Annotated in this window: 21 protein-coding genes; 8 read left to right on the forward strand and 13 right to left on the reverse strand. The window is 65.0% G+C overall.

Features of this window, described 5'->3' with window-relative positions:
• Nucleotide 1: 1 nt before the first annotated feature.
• The 10 genes from V9K99_RS41905 to V9K99_RS41950 form a co-directional block, all read right to left on the reverse strand.
• Nucleotides 2–664 (reverse strand): hypothetical protein, encoded by a 663-nt coding sequence (locus tag V9K99_RS41905; RefSeq protein ID WP_337324291.1) that lies wholly within the window; start codon nt 662–664, stop codon nt 2–4.
• A 185-nt stretch (nt 665–849) separates the two neighbouring features.
• Entirely contained in the window at nt 850–1,626 is a 777-nt protein-coding gene (locus tag V9K99_RS41910) for a L,D-transpeptidase family protein (protein WP_337007749.1), read from the reverse strand.
• A gap of 96 nt (nt 1,627–1,722) precedes the next feature.
• The gene (locus V9K99_RS41915) at nt 1,723–2,289 is read right to left on the reverse strand and encodes a GNAT family N-acetyltransferase (protein WP_337007750.1); all 567 of its coding nucleotides are present in this window, start codon (nt 2,287–2,289) and stop codon (nt 1,723–1,725) included.
• A 15-nt stretch (nt 2,290–2,304) separates the two neighbouring features.
• Nucleotides 2,305–3,285 carry a LacI family DNA-binding transcriptional regulator gene (locus V9K99_RS41920; protein WP_337007751.1) on the reverse strand — a complete coding sequence of 327 codons (981 nt, stop codon included), beginning with the start codon at nt 3,283–3,285 and terminating at the stop codon, nt 2,305–2,307.
• Nucleotides 3,285–4,184, reverse strand: coding sequence for a nucleoside hydrolase (locus V9K99_RS41925; protein WP_337007752.1), 900 nt, complete (start codon nt 4,182–4,184; stop codon nt 3,285–3,287). Before V9K99_RS41925 ends, V9K99_RS41920 begins: the two co-directional genes overlap by 1 nt.
• A 16-nt stretch (nt 4,185–4,200) precedes the next feature.
• The gene (locus V9K99_RS41930) at nt 4,201–5,022 is read right to left on the reverse strand and encodes a carbohydrate ABC transporter permease (protein WP_337007753.1); all 822 of its coding nucleotides are present in this window, start codon (nt 5,020–5,022) and stop codon (nt 4,201–4,203) included.
• Nucleotides 5,019–5,843: a carbohydrate ABC transporter permease gene (locus V9K99_RS41935; protein WP_337007754.1), complete on the reverse strand. Its 825-nt coding sequence runs from the start codon at nt 5,841–5,843 to the stop codon at nt 5,019–5,021. Before V9K99_RS41935 ends, V9K99_RS41930 begins: the two co-directional genes overlap by 4 nt.
• A 197-nt stretch (nt 5,844–6,040) precedes the next feature.
• The gene (locus V9K99_RS41940; protein WP_337007755.1) at nt 6,041–7,342 is read right to left on the reverse strand and encodes an ABC transporter substrate-binding protein; all 1,302 of its coding nucleotides are present in this window, start codon (nt 7,340–7,342) and stop codon (nt 6,041–6,043) included.
• A 165-nt stretch (nt 7,343–7,507) separates the two neighbouring features.
• Nucleotides 7,508–7,924 carry a hypothetical protein gene (locus tag V9K99_RS41945; RefSeq protein WP_337007756.1) on the reverse strand — a complete coding sequence of 139 codons (417 nt, stop codon included), beginning with the start codon at nt 7,922–7,924 and terminating at the stop codon, nt 7,508–7,510.
• Complete coding sequence (locus tag V9K99_RS41950; protein WP_337007757.1) at nt 7,914–8,816, reverse strand: SEC-C metal-binding domain-containing protein; 903 nt, start codon at nt 8,814–8,816, stop codon at nt 7,914–7,916. Before V9K99_RS41950 ends, V9K99_RS41945 begins: the two co-directional genes overlap by 11 nt.
• A 734-nt stretch (nt 8,817–9,550) precedes the next feature.
• Between V9K99_RS41950 and V9K99_RS41955 the strand changes: the two genes are divergently transcribed.
• From V9K99_RS41955 to V9K99_RS41965, 3 genes are all read left to right on the forward strand, one after another.
• Nucleotides 9,551–10,438 (forward strand): LysR family transcriptional regulator, encoded by an 888-nt coding sequence (locus V9K99_RS41955; RefSeq protein WP_337007758.1) that lies wholly within the window; start codon nt 9,551–9,553, stop codon nt 10,436–10,438.
• Nucleotides 10,439–10,686: 248 nt separating this feature from the next.
• Nucleotides 10,687–10,899, forward strand: coding sequence for a hypothetical protein (locus tag V9K99_RS41960; protein WP_337007759.1), 213 nt, complete (start codon nt 10,687–10,689; stop codon nt 10,897–10,899).
• 25 nt (nt 10,900–10,924) lie between these two features.
• Nucleotides 10,925–11,296: a RidA family protein gene (locus V9K99_RS41965; RefSeq protein WP_337007760.1), complete on the forward strand. Its 372-nt coding sequence runs from the start codon at nt 10,925–10,927 to the stop codon at nt 11,294–11,296.
• 112 nt (nt 11,297–11,408) lie between these two features.
• Here the strand turns inward: V9K99_RS41965 and V9K99_RS41970 are convergent, their stop codons facing one another.
• Nucleotides 11,409–11,876: a nuclear transport factor 2 family protein gene (locus V9K99_RS41970; protein ID WP_337007761.1), complete on the reverse strand. Its 468-nt coding sequence runs from the start codon at nt 11,874–11,876 to the stop codon at nt 11,409–11,411.
• Nucleotides 11,873–12,868 carry an aldo/keto reductase gene (locus V9K99_RS41975; RefSeq protein WP_337007762.1) on the reverse strand — a complete coding sequence of 332 codons (996 nt, stop codon included), beginning with the start codon at nt 12,866–12,868 and terminating at the stop codon, nt 11,873–11,875. The genes V9K99_RS41970 and V9K99_RS41975 overlap by 4 nt, the downstream gene beginning before the upstream one ends.
• Before the next feature lie 61 nt (nt 12,869–12,929).
• On the opposite strand from V9K99_RS41975, the gene V9K99_RS41980 reads away from it, so the two are divergent.
• Both V9K99_RS41980 and V9K99_RS41985 read left to right on the forward strand, forming a co-directional pair.
• Complete coding sequence (locus V9K99_RS41980; RefSeq protein ID WP_337007763.1) at nt 12,930–13,799, forward strand: LysR family transcriptional regulator; 870 nt, start codon at nt 12,930–12,932, stop codon at nt 13,797–13,799.
• A 53-nt stretch (nt 13,800–13,852) separates the two neighbouring features.
• Entirely contained in the window at nt 13,853–15,388 is a 1,536-nt protein-coding gene (locus V9K99_RS41985) for a plasmid pRiA4b ORF-3 family protein (protein ID WP_337007764.1), read from the forward strand.
• Between the two features lie 59 nt (nt 15,389–15,447).
• On the opposite strand, the gene V9K99_RS41990 is transcribed toward V9K99_RS41985, so the two are convergent.
• Nucleotides 15,448–16,422, reverse strand: a complete 975-nt coding sequence (locus tag V9K99_RS41990) for an aldo/keto reductase (protein ID WP_337007765.1) — start codon at nt 16,420–16,422, stop codon at nt 15,448–15,450.
• A gap of 128 nt (nt 16,423–16,550) precedes the next feature.
• Here V9K99_RS41990 and V9K99_RS41995 point away from each other — a divergent pair, with 128 nt between their 5' ends.
• The 3 genes from V9K99_RS41995 (at nt 16,551) to V9K99_RS42005 (ending at nt 21,847) form a co-directional block, all read left to right on the forward strand.
• On the forward strand, nt 16,551–17,204 hold the full coding sequence (locus V9K99_RS41995) for an alpha/beta fold hydrolase (RefSeq protein ID WP_337007766.1): 654 nt from the start codon (nt 16,551–16,553) through the stop codon (nt 17,202–17,204).
• Between the two features lie 667 nt (nt 17,205–17,871).
• A complete protein-coding gene (locus V9K99_RS42000) occupies nt 17,872–18,885 on the forward strand; it encodes a PD-(D/E)XK motif protein (RefSeq protein ID WP_337007767.1) in 1,014 nt (337 codons plus the stop codon).
• A complete protein-coding gene (locus V9K99_RS42005) occupies nt 18,875–21,847 on the forward strand; it encodes a Z1 domain-containing protein (protein WP_337007768.1) in 2,973 nt (990 codons plus the stop codon). Before V9K99_RS42000 ends, V9K99_RS42005 begins: the two co-directional genes overlap by 11 nt.
• Nucleotides 21,848–21,895 lie beyond the last annotated feature (48 nt).

Genomic DNA, 21,895 nt, shown 5'->3' on the forward strand with positions numbered 1-21,895 from the left:
GTCAGCCGGTCACGTCCAGGCGGTTGACCGCGACACGGGCCACTTGCACCAGCGTGGCGCCGCGCACCGGCTGGAGTCCGACGACCACCAGCGCGATCCCGTTGTTGCCCTTGGCAATGTAAACGGCATCCAGCACGATGGTGATCCCCCGGGACCTGGCCTTCATCCGGAACGCGAGCGTCCGGTCGCCCAGGTTGGGGAACGAGAGAGCGCTCGCCTGGATCGTGATCGAGGAGCCGTCCTTCGACCTGCTGGTGAACTTCGGGCACTGCTTGAGCGCCCGGGCGATCTGCTTGAGCACAGGTACCTGCGAGCTCGGCCACCCCGTGACGGTGTGCTCCAGAGACGGGCCGAGGTCGCCCGCGGTGAAGGAGGTCTTGGCTTCGGCAAGCGGCTTCCGCTGGTCGATGCGGTCGAACACGGCGGCACAGCGCTTCGGCGTCACTGGGTCGTCATCGCCGTCATCCGGCTTCGGCTTCTCCCGCGTCCAGCCGGGCGGCATGTCGGCCAGGGTCAGCAGGGCACGCTTGGCCTGCGCCGCCGACACTGCCTTGGCCTTCACCGGCGCCACCGTCGGAGCCCCGGCCTTCGTGCTGGCCACCCCGACCGGATCCGCCGGAATCACCCCGCAGCCACCCACCACCACCGCGCACACCAAACCCACCGCAACCCACCGCATGACATCCCCCGCCCCCGATAACAGCTAGTGACCGTCTATCGGGAGGATCCACCCCGGCGTTACAGCGCGTAGTACCGGAGTGGACCGCCAGGCCATCACAATCGCGGACTCACGGTCGCCGCCCGCCTGCGCGGGCAGCCGCAGCCCAGATGTGATGGCCTGGAGATCCGTCAGTAGTCGCCGTAGACCTGGACCTTGGTGCCGATGGGGGTTTCTTTGAAGATCTGGGTGATTTCGGGGCGGGTGACGCGGACGCAGCGGTGGCTGGCGGGGTAGGGCTTGACCAGGGAGTTGACCCGGGAGCCGTGCAGGGCGATGCCGGGGCGGTCGCGGAGGAAGTAGATCGAGTCGTACATGTACGACTCCGGATAGAGGCTGCTCTCGTGCGCGCCGGCCCACTTGCGCCAGACCTTTCCGGTGCGGTTCGGGGTTTCGTAGCCGGGCGCACCGGTCGAGATCCAGACGATCCGCTTGTACGCCTTGCCGACGATCTGGTACGCGACCTGGCAGGTCTTGTTGACGTAGATCCCGGGCTCGCGCGTCGGCGCCGGCCGTTTGGTTGCGTTGAGCACCGAATACGCGTCGTCCAGGGTCAGGCCCCTGCGGCTGACCGGCAGCCCGTTCGTTTCGCGCCACGCGCACAGCGCCTGCTTGGCCCGCGCGGTGATGTCACCGTCCACGTCGCCGACCGGGTACCCGAGCTTGTCGAGCTGCTGCTCGACCCGGAGCGCGTAGTACTGCGGCTTCTGCTTCACCTTGGGCTTCGGCTTGGTGGTCGGCGTGGTCGTCGGCGTCGCGCTGGGAGTAGGCGTCGTACTGGCGGATGGCGTGTTCGACGACGACGGCGTGTCCGATGGAGTCGACTCACTGGCGGCCACGTCGGAACAACCGACGAGAACGAACGACAGCATCACCGAACCGGCAACGAGACCACGTCGACGTGACACGATTTCCCCTCTCCCTCAGCATTGTCAGAGTCGCAGAACCACGCTGCTCGAGCCTGCAACGAAACGCCGAGACCCAGCATCACGCGACACTAGTGCTCAGAGGGTTCCCCAGACGTGCCGTTGCCCGCGCCCGTCACCGAACCGTTGTCGACCACGGGTCCCGGGTCGTCCCGCAACCTGCTGTACAAGTACCCATCCCGGTACTTTCCAGCCCGGAACTCCGCGGCCCGGATCACTCCTTTCGAGCCGGAACCCGGCCTTCTCCAACGACTTCTGCTCGGCCATGTTCTCCGGATGCGTGCTCGCCTGGATCCGTTGCACCGGCGTGTGTTCGAAGAGGTAGTCGGTGAGCATCGCCTGCGCCCGCCACCCGATTCCTCGACCCCGGTACTTCGGCAACAGCGCGATCCCGATCTCCCAGTACGACGTCTTGCCGTCGTACGACCCGGATCGCCAGCTCACGAACCCGGCCGTCTCACGGTCCGCGTGAACCATCAAACGCCCGTTGTCCGTGCCAAGGAACGCGTCCTCGGCGTACCGCTTCACCGACGCCTGCGGATCGCGGAACCCGGCCCAGTCCAACCCGATCAACCCCGGCTCGACCGCGAACCGCCGGAACAACCCCAGATCGTCTTCAGTCACAGGCCACAGTTCGATGCGCATGCCATCGAACTCTAGTCAGCAGCCGCAGGACTCGCGTCGGACGAGCTCGTGCGGCAAGGTGATCGTGACCGGCCCCTGGCTGTGCGACGCGTCCAGCAGAAGCTCGATAGCGCGGGCAGCCAACTGCGGAACCGGTCGCTGGATAGCACTCATCGGCGGAATGGTGACCGCACACTCGGCAGTGCCATCACCACCGAGTACGGCGAGATCGTCGGGCACGGACAGACCGGCCCGCCACGCAGCGAACAACACTCCGAACGCCTGCTCATCGGTCGCGCAGTACAAGGCTCGCGGTCGCCGTTCCTCAGCAAGCCAGGAGCTGGTCACCTCGGTGGCGTGATAGCGGGAGATCTCACTCGTTCGGTGCTCGACCTGGACCCGCCGGCCGCGCGTCGCCTCGGCGACCCCGATCAGGTGCTCCTCGGTGCCGGGGGAGCCGACCGGCCCGGTCAGTACGCCGATACTGCGATAACCGTGCTCGACAAGATGCGACGTGGCAGTCGACGCGGCCGCGACCGAGTCGATCGCCAAGGTCGACGCCGGCGATCCGTGAGGCATCCGGTGCAGAGCCACGACCGGGATGCCCGCCGTGTCGAGGCCGACGAGCTCAGGTTGACTGCGGACTGACACCAGGACGATCCCGTCGACCTGCCGCTCGATGAACGAGGTGAGGTGACTCTGCTCCTGCGCGGCATCCCCACCGGAGTCGCCGATGAGCAGCAGATGGTTGCGTGCCCTGGTGCCCGCCTCGAGTTGCTCAGCCAGCGCCGCGAAGTACGGATTGCGAATGTGCGGTACGACGATCCCGATCGAGAACGTCCGCCCGGCACTCAACGCCCGGGCCAGCGCATTCGGCCGGTACTGCAGCTCCGCCGCCGCGTCGAGCACGCGCTGCCGGGTGCTCGGAGCGACCGGACGCGGGCCGTTGTTGAACACGTAGCTGACCACCGCTGTCGACGTACCGGCGCGTTCTGCGACGTCGCGAGCGGTGACCATCACCCGCCTCCAAGTGGGGTACGCGCGACCGCCGGATCCCCTGCCCCGGCTCGCTGGATGGCCTCGATGATAGCCGCCGCGGCGCGGGGTCCGTCCACGGTGAGCGCGAGGCGGATCGTGCCTGCCGCATCGGAGGTGAAGCTGCTGACGCCGTCGCTGGAGATCTCGACGACACCGGGTTCGGTGAACGTGAACAGGTCGGGCCGGGAGAGCGTCAGTACCGCGACGGGATCGTGCGGCACGTTCCACTCCTGCTGCCAGAACTCCCACCACTGCTGGATGTCTGCTCTCAGTGCTGCGCCGAGTGCTCCCGAGGCGCCGATCAGCTCGAGCCCGGCCTGGTCGATGCCGAGCTGTCGAGTCACCTCGAGCCCGGTGATGGTGGTCGGGATGCCGGCCGACAGGACGGTCCCGGCAGCGACGGCGTCGCTTTTGAAGTTGTGCTCCGCCTTCTCGCCGGGCGGAAAGACCCCACCCATGATCCACAGGTGGCGTATCCAGGTCGCCACCTTTGGTTCCAGCTCGAGTGCCTTGGCGATGTTGGTCAGCGGCCCGACGGCAACGACGTCGATCTCGCCCGGGTTGGCCCCCAGCGTGGCGATCAGGTGCTCGACCGCAGGCCGCTCCGCGACGGCTTCACGATCCAGCCCGTCATGCAGGCTGCCCTCATGACCCGGCCACCACACGTCGCGTCCGGACAATGGGGTGCTCTGTCCGGCGTGTACGGCGATGTCCTGTCCCGCGAGTACGCCGTACCTCCGCGCGATCCGGGCTCGCAAGAGCGTGTCGCCGTACACCGTGGTCACCGAATGCAGACGCAGCTCCGGCGTTCCCATGATCTGGGCGAGTGCCATCGCATCGTCGACATCCGAGCCGATGTCGGTGTCGAAAATGAGCATATGGTTCATAGATCCTCTACTTGAGGCCGCTGCTGGAGACGGACTGGATGAAGTACCGCTGGAAGCCGAGGATGACGACGAGCGGGATGAGCGTGAGCAGTACGGCGCCGGCGAAGACGACTCCGTAGTCGACGAAGTTCTGACCCTGCAGGTTCGCCAGCGCGACCGGGCCGAGGATGTGGTCGCGGTCGGTGCCCATCAGCAACGGCCACACGTACGAGTGCCACTGGAACAGGAACAGGGTCAGTCCGGCACCGATGAGGGCCGGGCGCGACAACGGCAGATAGATGCGCGTGAACACCCCGAACCATCCCAACCCGTCGAGCCGGCCGGCTTCGACGAGTTCGGTGGGGATGGCCAGGAAGAACTGGCGGAGCAGGAAGATCGCCATCCCGTTGCCGATGCCCGGCAGGACCAAGCCGGTGAACGTGTTGGTCAGATTCCAGTCGCGGAACATGTCCGACAGCGGAATGGCGATGGCATCGAAGGGAATCAGGAAGCTCAGTACGACGACCGCGAAGACGGCTGTCTGCCCCCGGAATCGGAAGGCCGCCAACCCGAAGGCGGCGCTGGAGCAGATGGCGAGGCCGGCTACGACTGTGATGACACTGACCAGCAGCGAGTTGGCGGTCGCTCGGCCGATGTCGCCGGTGAAGAGCTTGCTGTAGTTCCCGAGGGTCGGATCCAGTGTGATGAACGAGTCCCACGACAACGGGCTCAGGCGCGCAAAGGTCTCGTTGCCGGGTCGCAGCGAACCGGTCAGCACCCACAGCAGCGGGATGAAGAAAGCGAGGCCGATGACGGCTGCCGCGATCGAAAGCGCTAGTCGGCGGGTCATCGGTCGTCTCCCCTCAGCAGTCGGAACTGGAGCGCGACGATGATCAGGGTGACGGCCACCAGCAGGATGACCTCGGCCTGCGCGGTGTGCAGGTCGCCGATGGCGTAGGCGCGGTTGTAGACGTCGTACATCATCAGGTTCGTTGTCCCGTTCGGGCCGCCCTTGGTGAGGATCTGGACGGGGGCGAACACCAGGAGGTTGGAGACGGTGTCGGCCACGAGTACGAAGGCGAGCGGCCGCCGTACGAGGGGGAGCGTGATCGACCACAGCCGCCGCCACGGGCTCACGCCGTCGAGACTCGCCGCCTCGTGGATCTCGTCCGGGATGTCGTTGATACCGGCGATCAGGAACAGCATCCAGTAGCCGACGCCGATCCAGGACAGCAACACGATGATCGACGGCAATGCTTGGGAGGACGACGTGAGGAACGGCTGCGCCGGGATCGTCAGTACGTCGAGGAAGCTGTTGGCCAGGCCGTCGGGCCGGTAGATGACGCTCCAGATCACTGCGGAGACCGCCGGTGGGACGGCGATCGGCAAGATGACGAGCGCCCGCCAGAACTTCGATCCGGCGGCCCGCTGGGTGTAGAGGACGGCGAGCAGGAACGACACGGCGATCTGGACCGGGTTGACGATCAGGGTGAACAAGAGCGTCACGCCGACGGACTTGCGGAAGTCGGGGTTGCCGAGCAGGTCGGTGTAGTTGCCGAGGCCAACGAACGTTCGGCCGCCTTGTAGCAGACTCTCGTTGAAGAAGCTGTCGACGAGAGCGACTCCGGCCGGGATGAGCCGCAGCAGGGCGAGGCTGACCAGGGCAGGCAACAGAAAGAGCAGCGCGATCTTCCCTTGCCCCGCCTGCCCGCCCTTGGCTGTCCGACCCGCCCGACCAGCTTTACCCCTCCGGCGTGCGTTTCCGGAGGCGCTTGCCTCGCCCGGCCGGTTGGTAGGCCCTTCGCTGCCCGGCCGGCGCACGTGCTCCGCCTCTACCGCATGCCCTGCCTCGCCCATTCAGCCCGTCCTCACCTGATCGACTTCCACGCTTCGGTGAGCTGTCCGGTAGCTGTTTCGAGGCGCGACGCCGCGTCGGTGCCGTTGCGGATGTCCGCGAACGCCTTGCCCATCACCTCTTCGAACTGGATGTAGCCGACCGAGACAGGCCGCGCGACCGCGGTCTTGGAGGCCTCGTACGCGACGATCTTGGTGGCGCCGGCGCTCTTCGTCCCCGCGAGCTTCTCGAGCCGCGGCAGGTACTGCGCCTCGGACTTGGTGTTCGCCGGGATGATCGTCGTGGCCTCGGTGGTGGCCAGATTGCCCGCGGTGTCCAGCGTGGCGAACTCGATGAACTTCCGTGCCATGCCCTGCTGCTTGGACGCCGGGTTGATCCCCAGCGACCAGGATCCGGTCGGTGTGACCGGCTTCCCGCCCTGGAAATACGGCATCGGCGCAATACCCCAGTCCACCTTCGCGGACGAGAACACCCCGATGTCCCACGGCCCGCCGACGAAGAACGCGACCTGACCGTTGGAGAACACCGGCCCGGTCTGGAACCCGCCGATACCGCGTGGCGACAATCCACTCGCGAACGTCCCGCCGTACCAGCTCATGGCCTTCTTCCACCCATCGGTGGTGACGGCCGGGGTCAGCGCGTCGTCACCGGTGATGCCGCTGCCTCCATCGAGTGACTCGGCCAGCGGTTGCAGCTGGTAGTAGGCCTCGGCCTGCTCCAACAGCAGCCCGTACTTGATGCCCGCCTGCTGCGCCTTCTTGCCTGCCTCGGCGACCTGCTCCCACGTCCACCGCTGCTCGGGATCCGCCGCCGGCGGGGTGACGCCGGCCTTCTTCAGCGCGGTCTTGTTGTAGAAGAGGAACTGGGTCGAGTTCCACATCGGCAGCGACCACAGCTTGCCGCGGAAGTGATTCGCGTCGTACGACGCCTGCGAAGTGGCGGCCTTGGTCTTCGCGTCGAGGTCGCTCAGGTCGACCAGGAACCCCTTCGCGGCGAGCTGCGAGACCCGGGGCTGATCGACGGTGTACACGTCGATCGTCGAGTCCTTCGCGTTCAGTCGCTGCTGCAAGGTGGCGTTGAACTGGTCGAACGGGACCTGGCCGTAGTTCACCTTGATGCCGGGATTGGCGGTCTCGAACGCCTTGATCACCGGCGCGTACGTCTCGGCGTTGTCCGATCCGACGACATTGACCGTGCCGGTGTCCGGACCCTGGTCCGCGGCGGGCGCGGTGCCTTCGGCCTTGGAGTCGCCACATCCCGCCAGCAGCAGGGCAGCGGCGGCGAGGGCGATCAGCGGGGTGGTACGAGGGGCCATGAGGGTTCTCCTGCCGCGTCGGATGCGGAAGTCTAATCGGTTAGTCTAACCGGATAGACCAGAAGGTAGCAGCCGACCACCCGGCAGCGGAAGCGAACTCTCAAAAAGTTCGGGCAGGACACAGCTCCCGGCTGTGCCCTGCCCGTCATCGGCTTGGGGGGTCGTCTACAACCCGAGGTCGCGCAGGAACTCCGGCTTGTACGCCTGGATCACCACGTACCGCGGATCCGGCACCTCGACATCGGCGTTCTTCGCCGCATCACTGGCCGCGTCATGCTCGCCAACCGGCGCGCTCGGATCCGTCCACTCCTGCTCAGCCGGATTCCACCGCGTCACCGTGAACTCGGCGCTGAGGTTGTCATCGGCAACAAGCTCCTTGGCGGTCCGCTCCGCCTCCCGAGCATCCTCGAGGCTGTGCGTATACAGCAACATCCGGTTCCCGTCCCGGGTCACCGTCACCTGACTCCCCAGCCGCTTCCGCGCGTCATCATCCAAATCCAACGCCCGCAACCGCTCCCAGAACGACAACCCATGCTCATCGCTCCCAAGCTCAACCTCAACCCGAAACTCCTCATCCGCCATACTCGACACGATACCGAGCCCACCCCGTCTCCCAGCCTGCAGGCCCTGCCGCGGGCTCCAGAACAGGCAGCGGCCTGCCGCAGCACTTCTTGTACTTCGTGCCTGACCCGCACCAACACGGCTTGTTGCTCGGAGGCGGCCAGATCACGTCGTCTGGAAGACTGAAATCTTCCAAGCCCTGCTGGTAGTCGCGCATCGTCCACGGCACGACGAGGATCCGCTGTTCCTGCGCACGGAGTAATTGCTCGATCCGTTGGTAGTAGGCATCCACACTCTCCGCGCTGATCCGCTGTTGCCATCCCTCCCGTACACCGTCGAGCTCGGCGCGAGGCCAGACGTGGATCCTGCTCTCGGTCACGATGGGCCGGCGGAGGAGATCGAGCAGTTCGACGTACCGCTCGTCCGCTTCGTCGTCGCTCGGCTCCCCCAGGAGGTCGATGGCGTCGAGCGGCATTCCCAACGCGTACCGCACGCGTCGCCGGCCGGTTACGAGATCCTCGATGCGGTATGACCTGGTCACTTCTTCAGCAGTCACGTGATCGGCCGCGTGTGCGTACCAAGTCAGCGCCTCGTCCAGCTTGCCTCGCTCCTCCAGCATCTCGGCCGCCTTGATCCACGCCGCGCTGTAGATGCGCCCGTTCGACATCACCGAGTCCAGCTCGTCCCATGCTTCGTCCTTCAGGCCCTCCTCGAACAGAAAGTGGGCGTAGTCGACTTGTGCACTGTCGCCGTTCTTGTCGCCCTCTCTGATCAGCTGCTGCCAGATTGCTATCGCTCGCTCGGGCCGCCCGTGTCGCACGTGCATCTTGGCGACGACGAGCAAGGCAAAGCCTCGACCGAACGGCGATTCCGTTCCGTAGTTGCGGAGCTCGTCCGCCAGCGGATCCTCCATGCCTGGAACGTATTCGGATTGCGCACGTCGCCCGCGTGCTTCTTTGAAGCCTGTGGATATCAGGCTCTGGTATTCCTTCCCGTAGGGCGCGGTGACCTGGGTGGATCGACCGGGCGCAGGATGCAGCCGAGGCTTTCGTAGAGAGCGTTGAGGGTCATCTGCCCGGATCGCAGCCGGCGCGGACCTGGGTCACTCATCAACCTCTGCGACGAGCCGTGACCGGCCACTGGCTGAGCGCGAGTCACCCGGAGCCGGGGCTGCTTGGTGAGTGCCTCAGATCCGGAACGCCACCCTCGGGACCACCACCCTCGAGTGGGTCGGGGAGGATCGTCGACCCGGACCGGCCGTGGACTGGACTGGCCGGGTAAGCTCCCCTGCTCGGGTCTTCCCGGGTGACCGGTCGGCCGGAAACGGTAGTGCTCGTGGGGACCGTTCGATGGATCGAGTGCGGCCACTGTGCTGCCGGCCAAGAGGCTTACCGCCGACAGAGGTCTCACACTCGTGGGTGGCACACTGCCAAACACGGGTGCGGTGGCGGGTCTGTGGCTGGCGGTGGGCGTCGGTGGTGGGGGCATCCTTGTGCACCGGCTAATCACCGGTCGGACGATTTGGTGGCTGAGTCGTGCACAAGGCGGCGGTGTCGACCGGACGGAGGTCGCGGTTGGCACGGGCCTGGGACGTCAACATGCGGGACAGGAGAATCCTTTTGCTTCGAGTGACTACAGTTCTTAGTCATGGAGCTGAGGCACTTGGAACACTTCGTGGCGGTGGCCGAGCAGAAGCACTTCACCCGGGCCGCCGAGGCGATGTCGATCTCGCAGTCGGGCCTGTCCGCCTCGATCCGCGCTCTCGAGCGTGAACTCCGCGCATCCCTCTTCGTACGCAACACCCGCAGCGTCGAACTCACCGAGGCCGGCCGCGCCCTCCTCTGCGAGGGACGCCGTGCCCTAGCCGCCGCCGAAGCCGCCAAGGACGCAGTCGCCGCAGTCCAGGGCCTCCTCCGCGGTCACCTCACCGTCGGCCTAGAACAGTGCCTCGGCGTGGTCGACGTACCGGCGCTGCTCGCCAAGTTCCGCTCCGCATACCCCGGCGTGGAAATCGAAGTACGCCAGGGCGGCTCCACCCCGATGCTCGACGAACTAGCCTCCGGCCGCCTAGATGTCGCCTTCGTCGCCACCGCCGGCGACCCGATCGACGGCCTAGACCTCCGCCCGCTCTCCAAGGAGTCGATGGTCCTCGTCTGCGCTCCCGACCACCGCCTCGCCTCCGCGTCCGCAGTCTCGCTCGCCGACCTGGTGGGGGAGTCCTTCGTCGACTTCGACCCAACCTGGGGCGCCCGCGCCATCTCCGACCGAGCCTTCGCCGCCGCCGGCGTCGCCCACCCCGTCACCATCGAGGTCAACGACGTACACACCCTCCTCGCGCTGGTCGCCCACAACCTGGGCGTAGCCCTAGTCCCCGAACGCATAGCCGCCAAACGAGGCGACCACGTCACCGTCGCGCTGACACCAGGCAGCGCCTCAGACTGGCAAGTCTCAGTAGCCGTCCCCACCAGCCCCTCCGCCTCCCTAGCCGCAGACGCCCTAATAGGCATGCTCCCCACCACCGCAGTCCACCCCTAGCCCAACGCACCGCCGTGCCCCGGCGCCTGCACGACCCGCCGGCGCCGACCAACGCCAGTACGACGCACCGCCCCGACAGCCCGCAGCACGTTGTGCTGCCGCGGACCCGCCGCTAGTACGACGCACTGCCCGGACAACCCGCGGTATGTCGCGGTGTCGCCGGTACGACGCACTGCCCGGGCGGCCCGCGCTATGTCGTGGTGCCGCCGACCTAGCGCTCGTACGACGGACTGCTCGGGCGGCCTGCGGTGCGTCGTAGTGCCGTCAACCTGGCGCTCGACGACGCACTGTCCGAACTGCCGCGGACCCAACGCCCGTACGACGCAACACTCGGGCAGCTCGCCTTACCCGTCGTGGTGCCGCCGACATGCCGCTGTACGACCTTGCTGCCTGGGCAGCCCCGGCGCGTTGTGCTGCCGCAGACATGGCGGTCGCGCGACGCAATGTCCGAGGCGCTGTGACCTGGGGCGCTGACACGATCTGGGCGTGATTACTCCTGGTCCGATCGTTCCTGATGGTGGCGGCTACCGGCACTCGTACGAGATCGCCGCACCCGCCCGCATGGTCTACGTCTCCGGGCAGATCCCAGTGGCCCCAGACGGCACTCTCGCCGAGGGTTTCGCCGAGCAGTGCCGCCAGGTGTGGGCCAACGTCGCCGCAGCCCTGGCCCCTCACGGCATGGGCCTGTCCGACCTGGTCAAGGTGACCACCTTCCTGTCAGACCGCGCGTACCGGGCGGAGAACTCAGCCATCCGCCGCGAGGTACTCGGCGACCACGCGCCAGCCCTGACCGTCATCATCACAGGCATCTACGACGAGTCCTGGCTACTCGAGATCGAGGCAATCGCCGCCCGGTAGACACGCGCGCAGTGCCAAACCGCCCCACCTCCCCGTGAACTGCAGATCCGCCAAACGCTCACGCGTACCGCAGATGCGCTGAACGACGGGCGTACTGCAGACCCCGCCGCGCTCACGCGTACTGCAGGGTCGCGACACTGAGCCGGTCGCCGCGGACCGTGAAGTCGTAGTGCGCTCGCCAGCCGTCCGATCCGGCCGGTGCCCATCGCACCAGGAGTTTCTGACCGTCCGGCCGGCGCTCGACGATCTCGAGTACCTCCAAGGTGCCGCCGATGACCTCGTTGCTGGCCCAAGTGCGGATCGCGTCGTGCCCGGCGATCGTCCGCGAGACGTCGACGATCCGTCCGTCGGGGTGAAACGCGTTCACGAGACCGTCTAGATCACGTCGAGCGACGGCGTCGACGTACGCCTGCGCCGCCGGCAGCACGTCAACCGCCGGAGTCGTTGCAGTAGTCGGACCGGCTGTCGCCGAACCGGCGATTGTTGGCCCGCTGACAGTCGGATTGTCGACAACAGGACCAGAGCCCTGCCCACAAGCGGTGACGAGCAGCATTGTCGACAATCCGACGAGCACCTTCATCGGGCGTCCTGCAGCAGCGTTGCGCCGACGGGTTCGAGGCGAGCGAGTACGGCGTCGATCCGGGCGAGTGTGTCCGGGTGCAGGGTGATGTCGGCCGCCGCCAGGTTCTCCTCGATGTGCGCCGGCGTACGGCTCCCCGGGATCGGCACAGCCGCCGCGTCCTGATGCAGCAACCACGCCAGCGCGAGCTGACTCCGAGTGATCCCAAGATCCACGGCCAGCGCCTGCAGAGCGCCGTACGACGCATTGTTCGCCGCGAGACTGGCGGAATCGAACCGCGGAGCGTTGTTCCGGAAGTCGTCCGCGCCAAGCCGCTGCACGGTCCCAGTCAGGAACCCAGCCCCAAGCGGACTCCAAGGTACGACGCCAACGCCAAGCTCACGCGCCACCTCGAGCAACTCCGGATCCACCGGCCGCCACATGGACCACTCGGTCTGTACGGCGGCGATGGGATGAACGGTATGCGCTCGCCGCAGCTCATCCGGCGTCACGTTGGACACGCCAAGGTGAAGAACCTTGCCATCAGCAACGAGTTCGGCCATAGCGCCGACTGAGTCCGCGATAGGCACCGCAGGGTCGGGGAAGTGGAGGTAGTACAGGTCGATCACATCGGTGCCGAGATTACGCAAACTGCTCTCCGCGTAGCCGCGAATGTACTTCGGCTCGGCATTCACCAGCAGCTCCTCGAACGCAAAGCCGACCTTCAACCGATGAGCCTCGGCACCATCCGGAACCGCGAGCCCGAACTTCGTCGCCAGCGTGATCTCCTCGCGACGACCGCGAATCGCCCGCCCGACCAACCGCTCGTTGTGACCGTCATCGCCGTACGCGTCGCTGGTATCGATGAACGTCCCGCCGGCCCCGACCGCCGCTTGGATTGCCGCGACTCCGCGGTCGTCATCGATCTCGCCGTACATGCCGGGGGAGAGCACCATCGCGCCGAACCCGATGGCGGGTACTTCGAGCCCGCCGAGGTTGCGAATGTTTGTCATGGGTCCAGCTTTGGGTCGCCGCATCAGGCCCGTCCAAGACTTGTTGGTATAACCATTGGTTATGGACGCCCACCTGCGGGAACTCCGGTACTTCGTCGCCGCGGCCGAAGAGCTGACCGTGACTGCCGCGGCCGCCCGCCTGTTCGTGTCGCAGCCCGCCTTGTCCAAGCAACTGCGAGCGCTTGAACGCCGACTCGGGTTCGACCTCTTCGTCAGGCTGCCGCGGGGGCTAGCCTTGACGGACCAGGGGAGTGCGCTGCTCCCCGTCGTACGCACAATGCTCGAGACCTGGGACCGCGGGTACGTCGAGGCGCGCGCACTCAGCCACCCCCACCAACTCGTCGTCGGCATGCAAACCGCCGTCGGCCGCGACCTCCAGCGCCCAGCCGTCCAACGCTTCCGCGACCGAGCCCCCGGCTGGACGGTCTCGCTGAGATTGGTCGGCTGGGACGACCCCACCGCCGGCCTCGCCGACGCGACCAGCGACGTAGCGTTCGTCTGGCTCCCAATCCCCGCCGACGACATCCAGACTCGAGTCCTGGTCCGCGAACCTCGCTGGATAGCCCTCCCCGCCGAACACCGCCTGGCGGCCCGGGAGGCGATCCCCTTCGCCGAGTTGGTCAATGAACCGTTCGTCGCCCTTCCCGCCGCAGCCGGTCCGCTCCGCGACTTCTGGCTCGCTGTCGATGCCCGCTCGACCCCACCAGCCATTGCAGCAGAAGCCACAGCCGCCGACGAAGTCCTCGAACTGGTCAGCGCCGGCGTCGGAGTCGCCCTCATCGCCGAGGGCAACGCGCACCTCTACAAACGGCCCGGACTGACCTTCCGCCCAGTCCCCGACCTTCCACCCGCCGAGCTGGCAATAGCCTGGCGCCGCGATGACCCCCGCGAGATCATTCACCTCTTCCTCGACTCAATCGACCAATCCTGATGAACCGGTCCGCGGGTTCGTGGAAGGGGGCGGTCGGTCGGTAGCGTTCGCGTATGGCGCGCAAACCCGATCCTGAGCCGTCCTCGGGCGGCCAGGCTGAGCTCATGGAGCAGTTCAAGACGCTCATTGCCGGCACGGGTTCCAACGACCTGCGCGGCCTAGTTCCGAACATACTGGCCGCCGCCGACGTGGATCCGTTCGCCCGGCCACCAGTGCCGTCTCGGCGACGAGCACGTCGTGATGATGTGGTCACGTATCGGGTGCGGGTCGATCTCACCGGAACCAAGCCACCGCTGTGGCGTCGCCTCGAGCTCGCCTCCGACATGTTCTTGAGCGAGCTCCACGACGTCATCCAGACCGCCTTCGGCTGGACTGACAGCCACTTGCACGAGTTCGCCTCGGGCAAGGACTACTACCACCTCATGGCCGAGCACTACCTCTGCCCGTTCCAGGCCGACGAGGGCGAGACCGGCGTACCCGAAGAGGACGTACGCCTCGACGAAGTGCTCGCGAAGCCTGGCGACATGCTGTTCTACCTGTACGACTTCGGCGACGACTGGATGCACGTCATCAAGCTCGAAACCGTGCAGCCACGGGACGATTCCGCTCCAAGGGCTGTCTGCACCGACGGCCGACGTCCTGGACCGAGCGAGGACTGCGGCGGGGTGTATGGCTACGAATTGATCAGTGCTGCCCTCGATCCGGCTCATCCCGAGCATGCCGAGGCGGTTGTCGAGTATGCCCGGATGTACGGCGACGACGTCGACCCTCGCGATTACGCGCCTACCCCGTTCGACCCCGAGGAGATCAACCAGGGGCTAGCTCGGCCCGGCCGCGGTGAATCAGACCTTCCAGAGCCGCTCGGTGAACTCACCGGCGCGCTCCGCTTTCGAGGCGCGAGATCTCGCTTCGAGCAGATGCTCGAAAACGCGAAGCTCGACGCCCCGGTTCAGATCGACGCGGACACAGCGGCGCGGATGGTCTCGCCGTACAGCTGGCTGCTGCATCGCGTCGGCTCCGACGGCATCAAGCTGACCAGCGCCGGCTACCTGCCGCCCCGCGACGTCGAGGCGGCCGTGTCCGAGCTCGGGTTGGGCGAGGAATGGATCGGCAAGGGCAACCGTGAGGTCCAGACCTTGCCCGTCCTGGACTTGCGGGAGACCGCGCAGGCCATGGGTCTGCTGCGTAAGTACCGCGGAAAGCTCGTACTCACACCGCGCGGACGTGCAGTGCGCAACGATCCGCTTGCCCTCTGGTGGCACTTGGCCGAGCAGATGCCACCGGTCTCCAAGGACACTTGCGAAACCCAAGCCGGACTCATCTTCCTGGCCGCTATCGCCACCTCGTCCACCGAAGAGGATGCGGACGCGACCGTCGCGGAGATGCTGACCGCGATCGGCTGGGCGAGCATCGATGGAACACCCTTCACGCCATGGATGGCCAATGATGCTGCTTGGGATACCAAGGCGGTCCTGCGCCGCCTCGGTGCCTTGAGCAACGAGGCAGGCATCCTCGGTCCCTCGAGCACCACGCCGCAAGGCGTCACCTTCGCCAGGGCGGCACTGCGCGCCTGGCCCAGCACAAGGTGAATCTGTACTGCGACCGGCCGCCGTACTCGTGTACGACGACCGGCCGGTGAAGCGACGTACTACCAGGCGTAGTCCTCGGGCGCAGTCTTGTAGCCCGGGAAGATCTCGTCGAGCTTGGCCAGCGCCTTGTCGTCGAGCTTGATGTCGACCGCCCGCACTGCAGACTCCAACTGCTCCATCGTCCGCGGCCCAACGATCGGCCCAGTCACGGTCGGCTGGTGCAGCAACCACGCCAACGCCAACTCGCCAGGCTCGTGCCCGAGCTCGTCCGCGAACGCCTCGTACTGCTCGATCTGCGGCCGCAGCTTCTCGAGTGTCTCCTTGGCGCGACCTTCAAGGCGACGTACGCCCTGGTTCTCCTTGCGGATAACCCCACCGAGCAGACCGCCTTGCAGCGGCGACCACGGGATCACGCCGAGTCCGTAGTACTCAGCCGCCGGCAGAACCTCGCGCTCCACGTCCCGCACCAGCAGGTTGTAGATCGACTGCTCGCTGACGAGGCCCGTGAAGTTCCGCTTCTCCGCGGCCGCCTGCGCCTGCGCGATGTGCCATCCAGCGAAGTTGCTCGAGCCGGCGTACAGGATCTTGCCCTGCTGTACGGCGACCTCGATCGCTTGCCAGATCTCCTCCCAAGGAGTCGCGCGATCCACGTGGTGGAACTGGTACAGGTCGACGTAGTCGGTCTGCAGCCGCTTCAGGCTCGCGTCCAGCGCGCGGCGGATGTTGAGCGCCGACAGCTTGCTGGTGTTCGGCCAGTCGGCACCCATGTCGCCGTACACCTTGGTGGCGAGCACCGTCTTCTCGCGGTTCTTGGGATCCTTCGCGAACCACTCGCCGATGATCTCCTCGGTCCGGCCGGGGTAGATGGCCCGCCCGTACCCGTTCGCCGTATCGAAGAAGTTGATCCCCTTCTCATGCGCCGCATCCATGATCGCGTGCGCGTCCTTGACCTCCGTGTGAGGCCCGAAGTTCATCGTCCCCAACACGATCCGACTGACGTTCAGTCCCGTACGCCCAAGCTGAGTGAATTCCATACCCTCCAACCTCCCTCGCGCGTGCTGAGATGTCCAACAGGAGAATCCACTCAGTCCGATGACTCATCTTTCTGAGTACGACGCACCGCGCGAGGCCGGCCTGGCTCCTGCCCAATAGGCTCGTTGTCATGGCGGCCACCAAGTTCGAAGTCGGCACGTACAAGCTTGCAGCGGAGATCTCGGGGGAGGGTTCACCAGCGGTCGTCTTCAGCGCTGGCAGCGGCGACGCGGGCGAGCCATGGGCCGCAGTCATGTCCGGTCTACGCTCTTCAACGACCCTGGTGACCTACGCCCGCGCCGGAATCGGCGAGAGCGAGACCCCGGCTGATAGAACCCCCCGCTCGGTCGGCGCAGCCGCCGAAGAGCTGCACCGGCTGCTTGTGGCAGCCGACATTGCCCGGCCCTTTGTTCTGGTCGGACACTCGCTCGGAGCTCTAGTGGCGCTGATTTTCACCGCGCAACGACCGCAGGATCTCGCCGGCCTGGTCCTGGTCGACGCGACCGACATCCACCTGAACCTCGACATCGAGAATCCCCGCACGGTCGCCGCCGACGGCGATAGGGCCGACCATATGTCGTTCGACGTACTTGCCAGCGCAGAGGAAGTCGCGCGCAGCAGACGCCCCCCTCGACATCCCAACCGTTGTCATCGCCAGCCGTGTGAAGCGCTGGCTCGACCTGGACGACCTCGACCCCTGGCGCCCCTTCACCCCGGCGCAACTCGACGAACGCTGGCAAAACCACCACCGCTCCCTCGCCTCCGACCTAGGCGCCACCCATAAAATCGCCCGCCACGGCGGCCACTACATCCAAAAGACGACCCAACCATCGTCACCAAATCAATCGACGACGTCATCGCCTCGGCGCGGAGCCGGCCCGCTGGCTGCTAACACGAACGCCTCAGTCGGCGACGCACCTGGATGAGAAGCGCTGGAACGGCAAGCAAGTCTGTGTCGCTGCCTATCGGCGCCCCTGAACCCGCTGCTCCACATCCTGGACTCGACAACCCGAATGACTTCACCCCTGGCCGCGTGCTGTCGACACGCTGCAGCGGCAAGGGCCGTGCCTGTCGCGGTCCTCAGGATGACTATCGGCACCGGCAGGTCGGGTTGGCACTTGAGCATCTCGCGCCGAGCCGTGGCCCATCCCCACGCCAGGGGTAGCGATCTGCCGCATCAACAGCGATTCGGTCCTCCGAGAGTCAGCGGGCAGATGGTTGGACCAGTGCCACCGCTCGATCTGATTGTCAAACAGCAGGCCGGATCCAGATATCAGCCTGTCGTAGTAGGAGCCGAGCAGGTTCGGCTGACGCCAAACACCTGTAGTGGGCGATCGGGCGGTCCGAGATCGGGAGAATGCCGCGCCGCATGTCGTTCAGATTGTCGTTGCCATGGCCTACCGTTGCTGCGATGTAGAGGATGCCCGGCCGAGATAGCTGATGAGGACGAGTTGACCGAGGGCCAGGAGTTGGCGGCGAGCCGGCATGAGCCGGTGGAGCTGCTTCATGAGTACATGCAACGCAACGTGAATGGGACCCTGATTGTCGAGGGATCTCCTGAAGTCCGCGTCAAGATCTCACCTGGGGAGAATCGGCTGACGCTGCTTGTGGAGATGATCGGAGATGATCCTGGTCCGGACCTCCTGACAAGGGCCAACCTCTCCTATGGCGCCTCGTATGAGTCCGGCAAGACTTGGCACTGCCTGGACGTCATCCTCGACGGGAATCTCGTCGAGGTCTATCCGGTTCTGTGCACTGTTGCTGACCGGGTTCAGTTGAGCGGCGAGCCGTTCGCTGCCGCCGTGCAATCCGTCCTGAGCGGACTGTCGGACATTCTCGCGGGACGGAAGGGCTTGTCTCGCGAAGAACAGGTCGGCCTCTTTGGTGAGCTTGTCGTCGTACTCAGCCTTGCCAGACAGCTAGGTGTGTCGGACGCTCTTGCCGCGTGGAGAGGACCAAGTAGCGAGGAACATGATTTCGGATTGCAGCATGTCGACCTTGAGGTCAAGACGACCATGTCGGAACGACGCCGGCATTGGATCACAAGTCTTACGCAGCTGACCCCGACAGCCGGGAGGCAGCTACAACTGCTGTCGTTGCAGATCACATCCTCAGCGCTGGGAGATGGGGCGAGTTTGGCCGACCTGGTCGAGGTGGTTCGGTCGCTGCCTGGTGCGTCCCTCGGACATATCGATCAGACTCTTAGCCGCTTGGGGTGGCAAGAGTGGTACGGCGACCTGTACAGGGAGCGCTGGCGCCTGCGCGCAGAACCTGCATTCTTTGTCGTGGATGACGGGTTCCCGGCGCTGACGCTTGCACGCGTTCAGGCCGTGATGCCGAATGCCGAGCGGCTGGCTGAGGTTCATTATCGAATTGAACTGGACAGTCTCGAGACGGATCCGCCTCTGTTTCCAGTGGCTATCTCTGTAACTTCTAATTCCGAGGATCAGCCTGATGGCAGATGATTGGCTCCGGCGCTCCTTCCAACAACAGTTGCGGGCGATGGAGGGTGGCCCGCCGAAGGACCTGATTGTGAGGGTCGCGCCCGATGCGGCAGATCGTGGTGAGGCTGTCACTGCGACTGAGCTTGGCGAGATGATACGAACGGCCCAGCCGGCGGACCCGTTCCTGACAACCCTCGGCCTTCTCGTGCATAAGTGGGATGCCGAGTCGTCCGGGGCAGAGTGGGCTGCGGGTACTGCTCCATCGACTGAAGCAAGGCGGCAGCTGGTCTGCGATCGCCTCGGCATCGACGCGAGCGGGGCGTCTGCTCTATTGGAAAAACGGCCGATATTCGTCGACGAGAGTATTTTGATCACGGCGCCATGGGAGAAATGGTACGGACCGGACATAGCCAGCGCTCGCGAGTTCTATTGGCCGCGATACCGGGATTACCTGCTTAATGTCCGGAAGTGGCCAAGTGAGAATGTGAGCGCGCTGGATGTTGCCTCTACAAGTGTGGTCGAGCGGCTCAGCGAGCCGACCCGAGCGGCCGCCTATCAGGCGAAGGGTCTCGTGGTTGGCTATGTGCAAAGTGGCAAGACAGCCAACTTTACCGGTGTTATTGCGAAGGCGGTAGATGCCGGCTATCGGCTGGTTGTCGTCTTGACAGGTACCATCGAGATGCTACGTGGCCAGACACAGCGGCGTATCGACATGGAGATGGTTGGTCGTCAGAACATCGTCGGGGATTTTTCTTCTGAGCAGGCTCGGGCGGCTGGTGTTGATTATCAAGACGATGCCGCATGGCTCAGCGGGCAGTTCCTCGACCTCGGAGGTGCCAGAGTCGAGACCGAGATTCTACGGCTGACAGAGTTCAAGCGTGACTATCGAACCCAGTTCAAGAATCTGAGGATCGAGAGGTCTGACGTAGGGCGCCCGCTCTTCGATCCGGCAAACTTGTTCAGTGCCAGCGCGCGCCTTGTGGTCGCAAAGAAGAACTCCACGGTTCTCGGCAAGCTGGTCGAGGATCTGCAAGCAAATAGTCGTGCTTTTGCAGAGATCCCGGTGCTGATCATCGATGACGAAGCGGACCAGGCTTCGGTCAATACTGTGGATCCGGCGAAGGTTGAGGCAGCAAGGGCCGCCGGTCGCGAGGTCAAGGAGCGGCGCGCGATTAATCAGCGAATTGCCGAGATGCTTGAACTGATGCCGCGGGCGCAATACGTTGGTTATACCGCGACCCCGTTCGCAAATGTCTTCGTCGATCCCTCGGATGAGCAAGGAATATATCCAAAGGATTTCGTCATCGGGCTGCACCGCCCGCCCGGTTACATGGGAGTCGAGGACTTCCATGACCTTGGATCGCGCCCTGTCGCCGATACACCTGAGCACAGCAATCGAGCGGCGTATGTGCGTGACCTCGTCGCGTCGGACAATCCCGGAGATACGCGCCGTCGCAACGCCGAATTGTTGCGGGCGCTGGACATGTTTGTTCTGACAGGCGCCTGCAAGCTCTATCGATACTCTCTGTCGAGTGCACTGAAATTCCGGCACCACACGATGCTGATTCATGAATCAGTGGGGACTGACGATCACCGGGAATTGGCGAAGCTGGTGCGCGGCCTATGGGATTCCGCGGCATTTACATCCGCAAAGGGGATTGGCAGACTCCGTGACCTCTATGAGCAGGATGTCTTGCCTGTCAGCTCTGCGCGGCGTGAGGAAGGAGTTCCCAAGCTTCCTCACTTCAATACGCTTCGACCATGGATCGAGCGCGCGGTCGGGAAGATAACTGAGCATGGAAACAATCCAGTTACGGTAGTCAACAGCGACAAGGAGATTGAACAGCAGCACCTCGACTTCGATCGCAATAGCACCTGGCGTGTGTTGATTGGCGGTGCCAAGCTCAGCCGCGGGTTCACTGTCGAAGGTCTGACGGTTACGTACTTTCGTCGCGCCGTGACCATGAGTGACTCACTGACGCAGATGGGTCGCTGGTTTGGCTTTCGGCACGGCTATCGCGACTTGGTTCGTCTCTATATAGATCGAAATGTGAAGTTCGGGCGAAAGACCGTTGACCTCTATGCTGCATTTGAAGCGATTGCGCACGACGAAGCCGCCTTCCGGTCTCAGCTCGCCCAATATGCAGAGTGGGATGGCGACGGTCCTCGGCTCCTTCCGTCTCAAATCCCACCTCTCGTCACGCAGCACCTTCCTTGGTTGAAGCCCACATCCAGGAACAAGATGTTCAATGCTGCCTTGGAAGAGCAAAGTGCGAGCGTGTTCAGTCCAGTGGGCTACCCGAATGACGTCGGGAAGCTGTATCAGAATCTGAACTTGTGGCGCCCGTTTCTGGCTGAGGCTGCGAGCGACGGCGCGTTTCCCGCTGCCGGTCAAGATGGCTTGAGAGCATATCTGGGTACGGTGGACGCCGCCAAGCTTCTCGCAATGGTGGAGAAGCTTGAGTGGATGTACTTGTATTCGGAGCGATCGGTGCAGCCGATACTGAAGTACTTTCAGAGACTGATCGACGGGTCTGAACCGCGGCTGAGGGACTTCTTGCTTGTCATGCCGCAACCTGGCGACAGGTTGGCGAACATCGCCGGAGTTGGCTCACGGTCCGTGATAGGCCGGGATCGGCGGGTTCGCGGAGGGGAGGAGCTGTCGAAGTTCGGCGAGATCACTGACCCGAAGCATCGAGCCTTTGTGCAGCCCCTCTTGGCGTCCAGTCGCCCTGGCACGCACTCGCTCGGGGAATACTGGGATCGTCATCGAGGCGTGATTTTGGCTTACCTGGTCCGCGAGCAGAAGCCGTCGTATGAGCGCGGTTCAGAACGAGGGGTGGATGTGCCGGCCGATGAGTACGGGCTGATCTTTGGGTTCTCGATCTACCTGCCTTCGGGCGCGGTGGTCAATGATCGAGTTCTCCGATTCAGGGTGATCCAGGGGGCGGATCCGGACGCGGTCGCCGTGGATGCTTCGTGATGAACGCGGGCTCGCCTCGCATGGTGCGGCGATGGCGATCACTGGGAC

Source organism: Kribbella sp. CCNWLW201, assembly GCF_037203805.1.
Taxonomy (GTDB): Bacteria; Actinomycetota; Actinomycetes; order Propionibacteriales; family Kribbellaceae; genus Kribbella.

What these genes read in the sequence shown, in the direction of transcription:
- V9K99_RS41980 (WP_337007763.1), top strand. Translation starts at nt 12,930, where the DNA reads ATGGACGCCCACCTGCGGGAACTCCGGTACTTCGTCGCCGCGGCCGAA.
- V9K99_RS41930 (WP_337007753.1), bottom strand. Translation starts at nt 5,022, where the DNA reads ATGACCCGCCGACTAGCGCTTTCGATCGCGGCAGCCGTCATCGGCCTC.
- V9K99_RS41955 (WP_337007758.1), top strand. Translation starts at nt 9,551, where the DNA reads ATGGAGCTGAGGCACTTGGAACACTTCGTGGCGGTGGCCGAGCAGAAG.
- V9K99_RS41985 (WP_337007764.1), top strand. Translation starts at nt 13,853, where the DNA reads ATGGCGCGCAAACCCGATCCTGAGCCGTCCTCGGGCGGCCAGGCTGAG.
- V9K99_RS41990 (WP_337007765.1), bottom strand. Translation starts at nt 16,422, where the DNA reads ATGGAATTCACTCAGCTTGGGCGTACGGGACTGAACGTCAGTCGGATC.
- V9K99_RS41940 (WP_337007755.1), bottom strand. Translation starts at nt 7,342, where the DNA reads ATGGCCCCTCGTACCACCCCGCTGATCGCCCTCGCCGCCGCTGCCCTG.
- V9K99_RS41995 (WP_337007766.1), top strand. Translation starts at nt 16,551, where the DNA reads ATGGCGGCCACCAAGTTCGAAGTCGGCACGTACAAGCTTGCAGCGGAG.
- V9K99_RS41920 (WP_337007751.1), bottom strand. Translation starts at nt 3,285, where the DNA reads ATGGTCACCGCTCGCGACGTCGCAGAACGCGCCGGTACGTCGACAGCG.
- V9K99_RS41945 (WP_337007756.1), bottom strand. Translation starts at nt 7,924, where the DNA reads ATGGCGGATGAGGAGTTTCGGGTTGAGGTTGAGCTTGGGAGCGATGAG.
- V9K99_RS42005 (WP_337007768.1), top strand. Translation starts at nt 18,875, where the DNA reads ATGGCAGATGATTGGCTCCGGCGCTCCTTCCAACAACAGTTGCGGGCG.
- V9K99_RS41950 (WP_337007757.1), bottom strand. Translation starts at nt 8,816, where the DNA reads ATGGAGGATCCGCTGGCGGACGAGCTCCGCAACTACGGAACGGAATCG.
- V9K99_RS41915 (WP_337007750.1), bottom strand. Translation starts at nt 2,289, where the DNA reads ATGCGCATCGAACTGTGGCCTGTGACTGAAGACGATCTGGGGTTGTTC.
- V9K99_RS41925 (WP_337007752.1), bottom strand. Translation starts at nt 4,184, where the DNA reads ATGCTCATTTTCGACACCGACATCGGCTCGGATGTCGACGATGCGATG.
- V9K99_RS41975 (WP_337007762.1), bottom strand. Translation starts at nt 12,868, where the DNA reads ATGACAAACATTCGCAACCTCGGCGGGCTCGAAGTACCCGCCATCGGG.
- V9K99_RS41970 (WP_337007761.1), bottom strand. Translation starts at nt 11,876, where the DNA reads ATGAAGGTGCTCGTCGGATTGTCGACAATGCTGCTCGTCACCGCTTGT.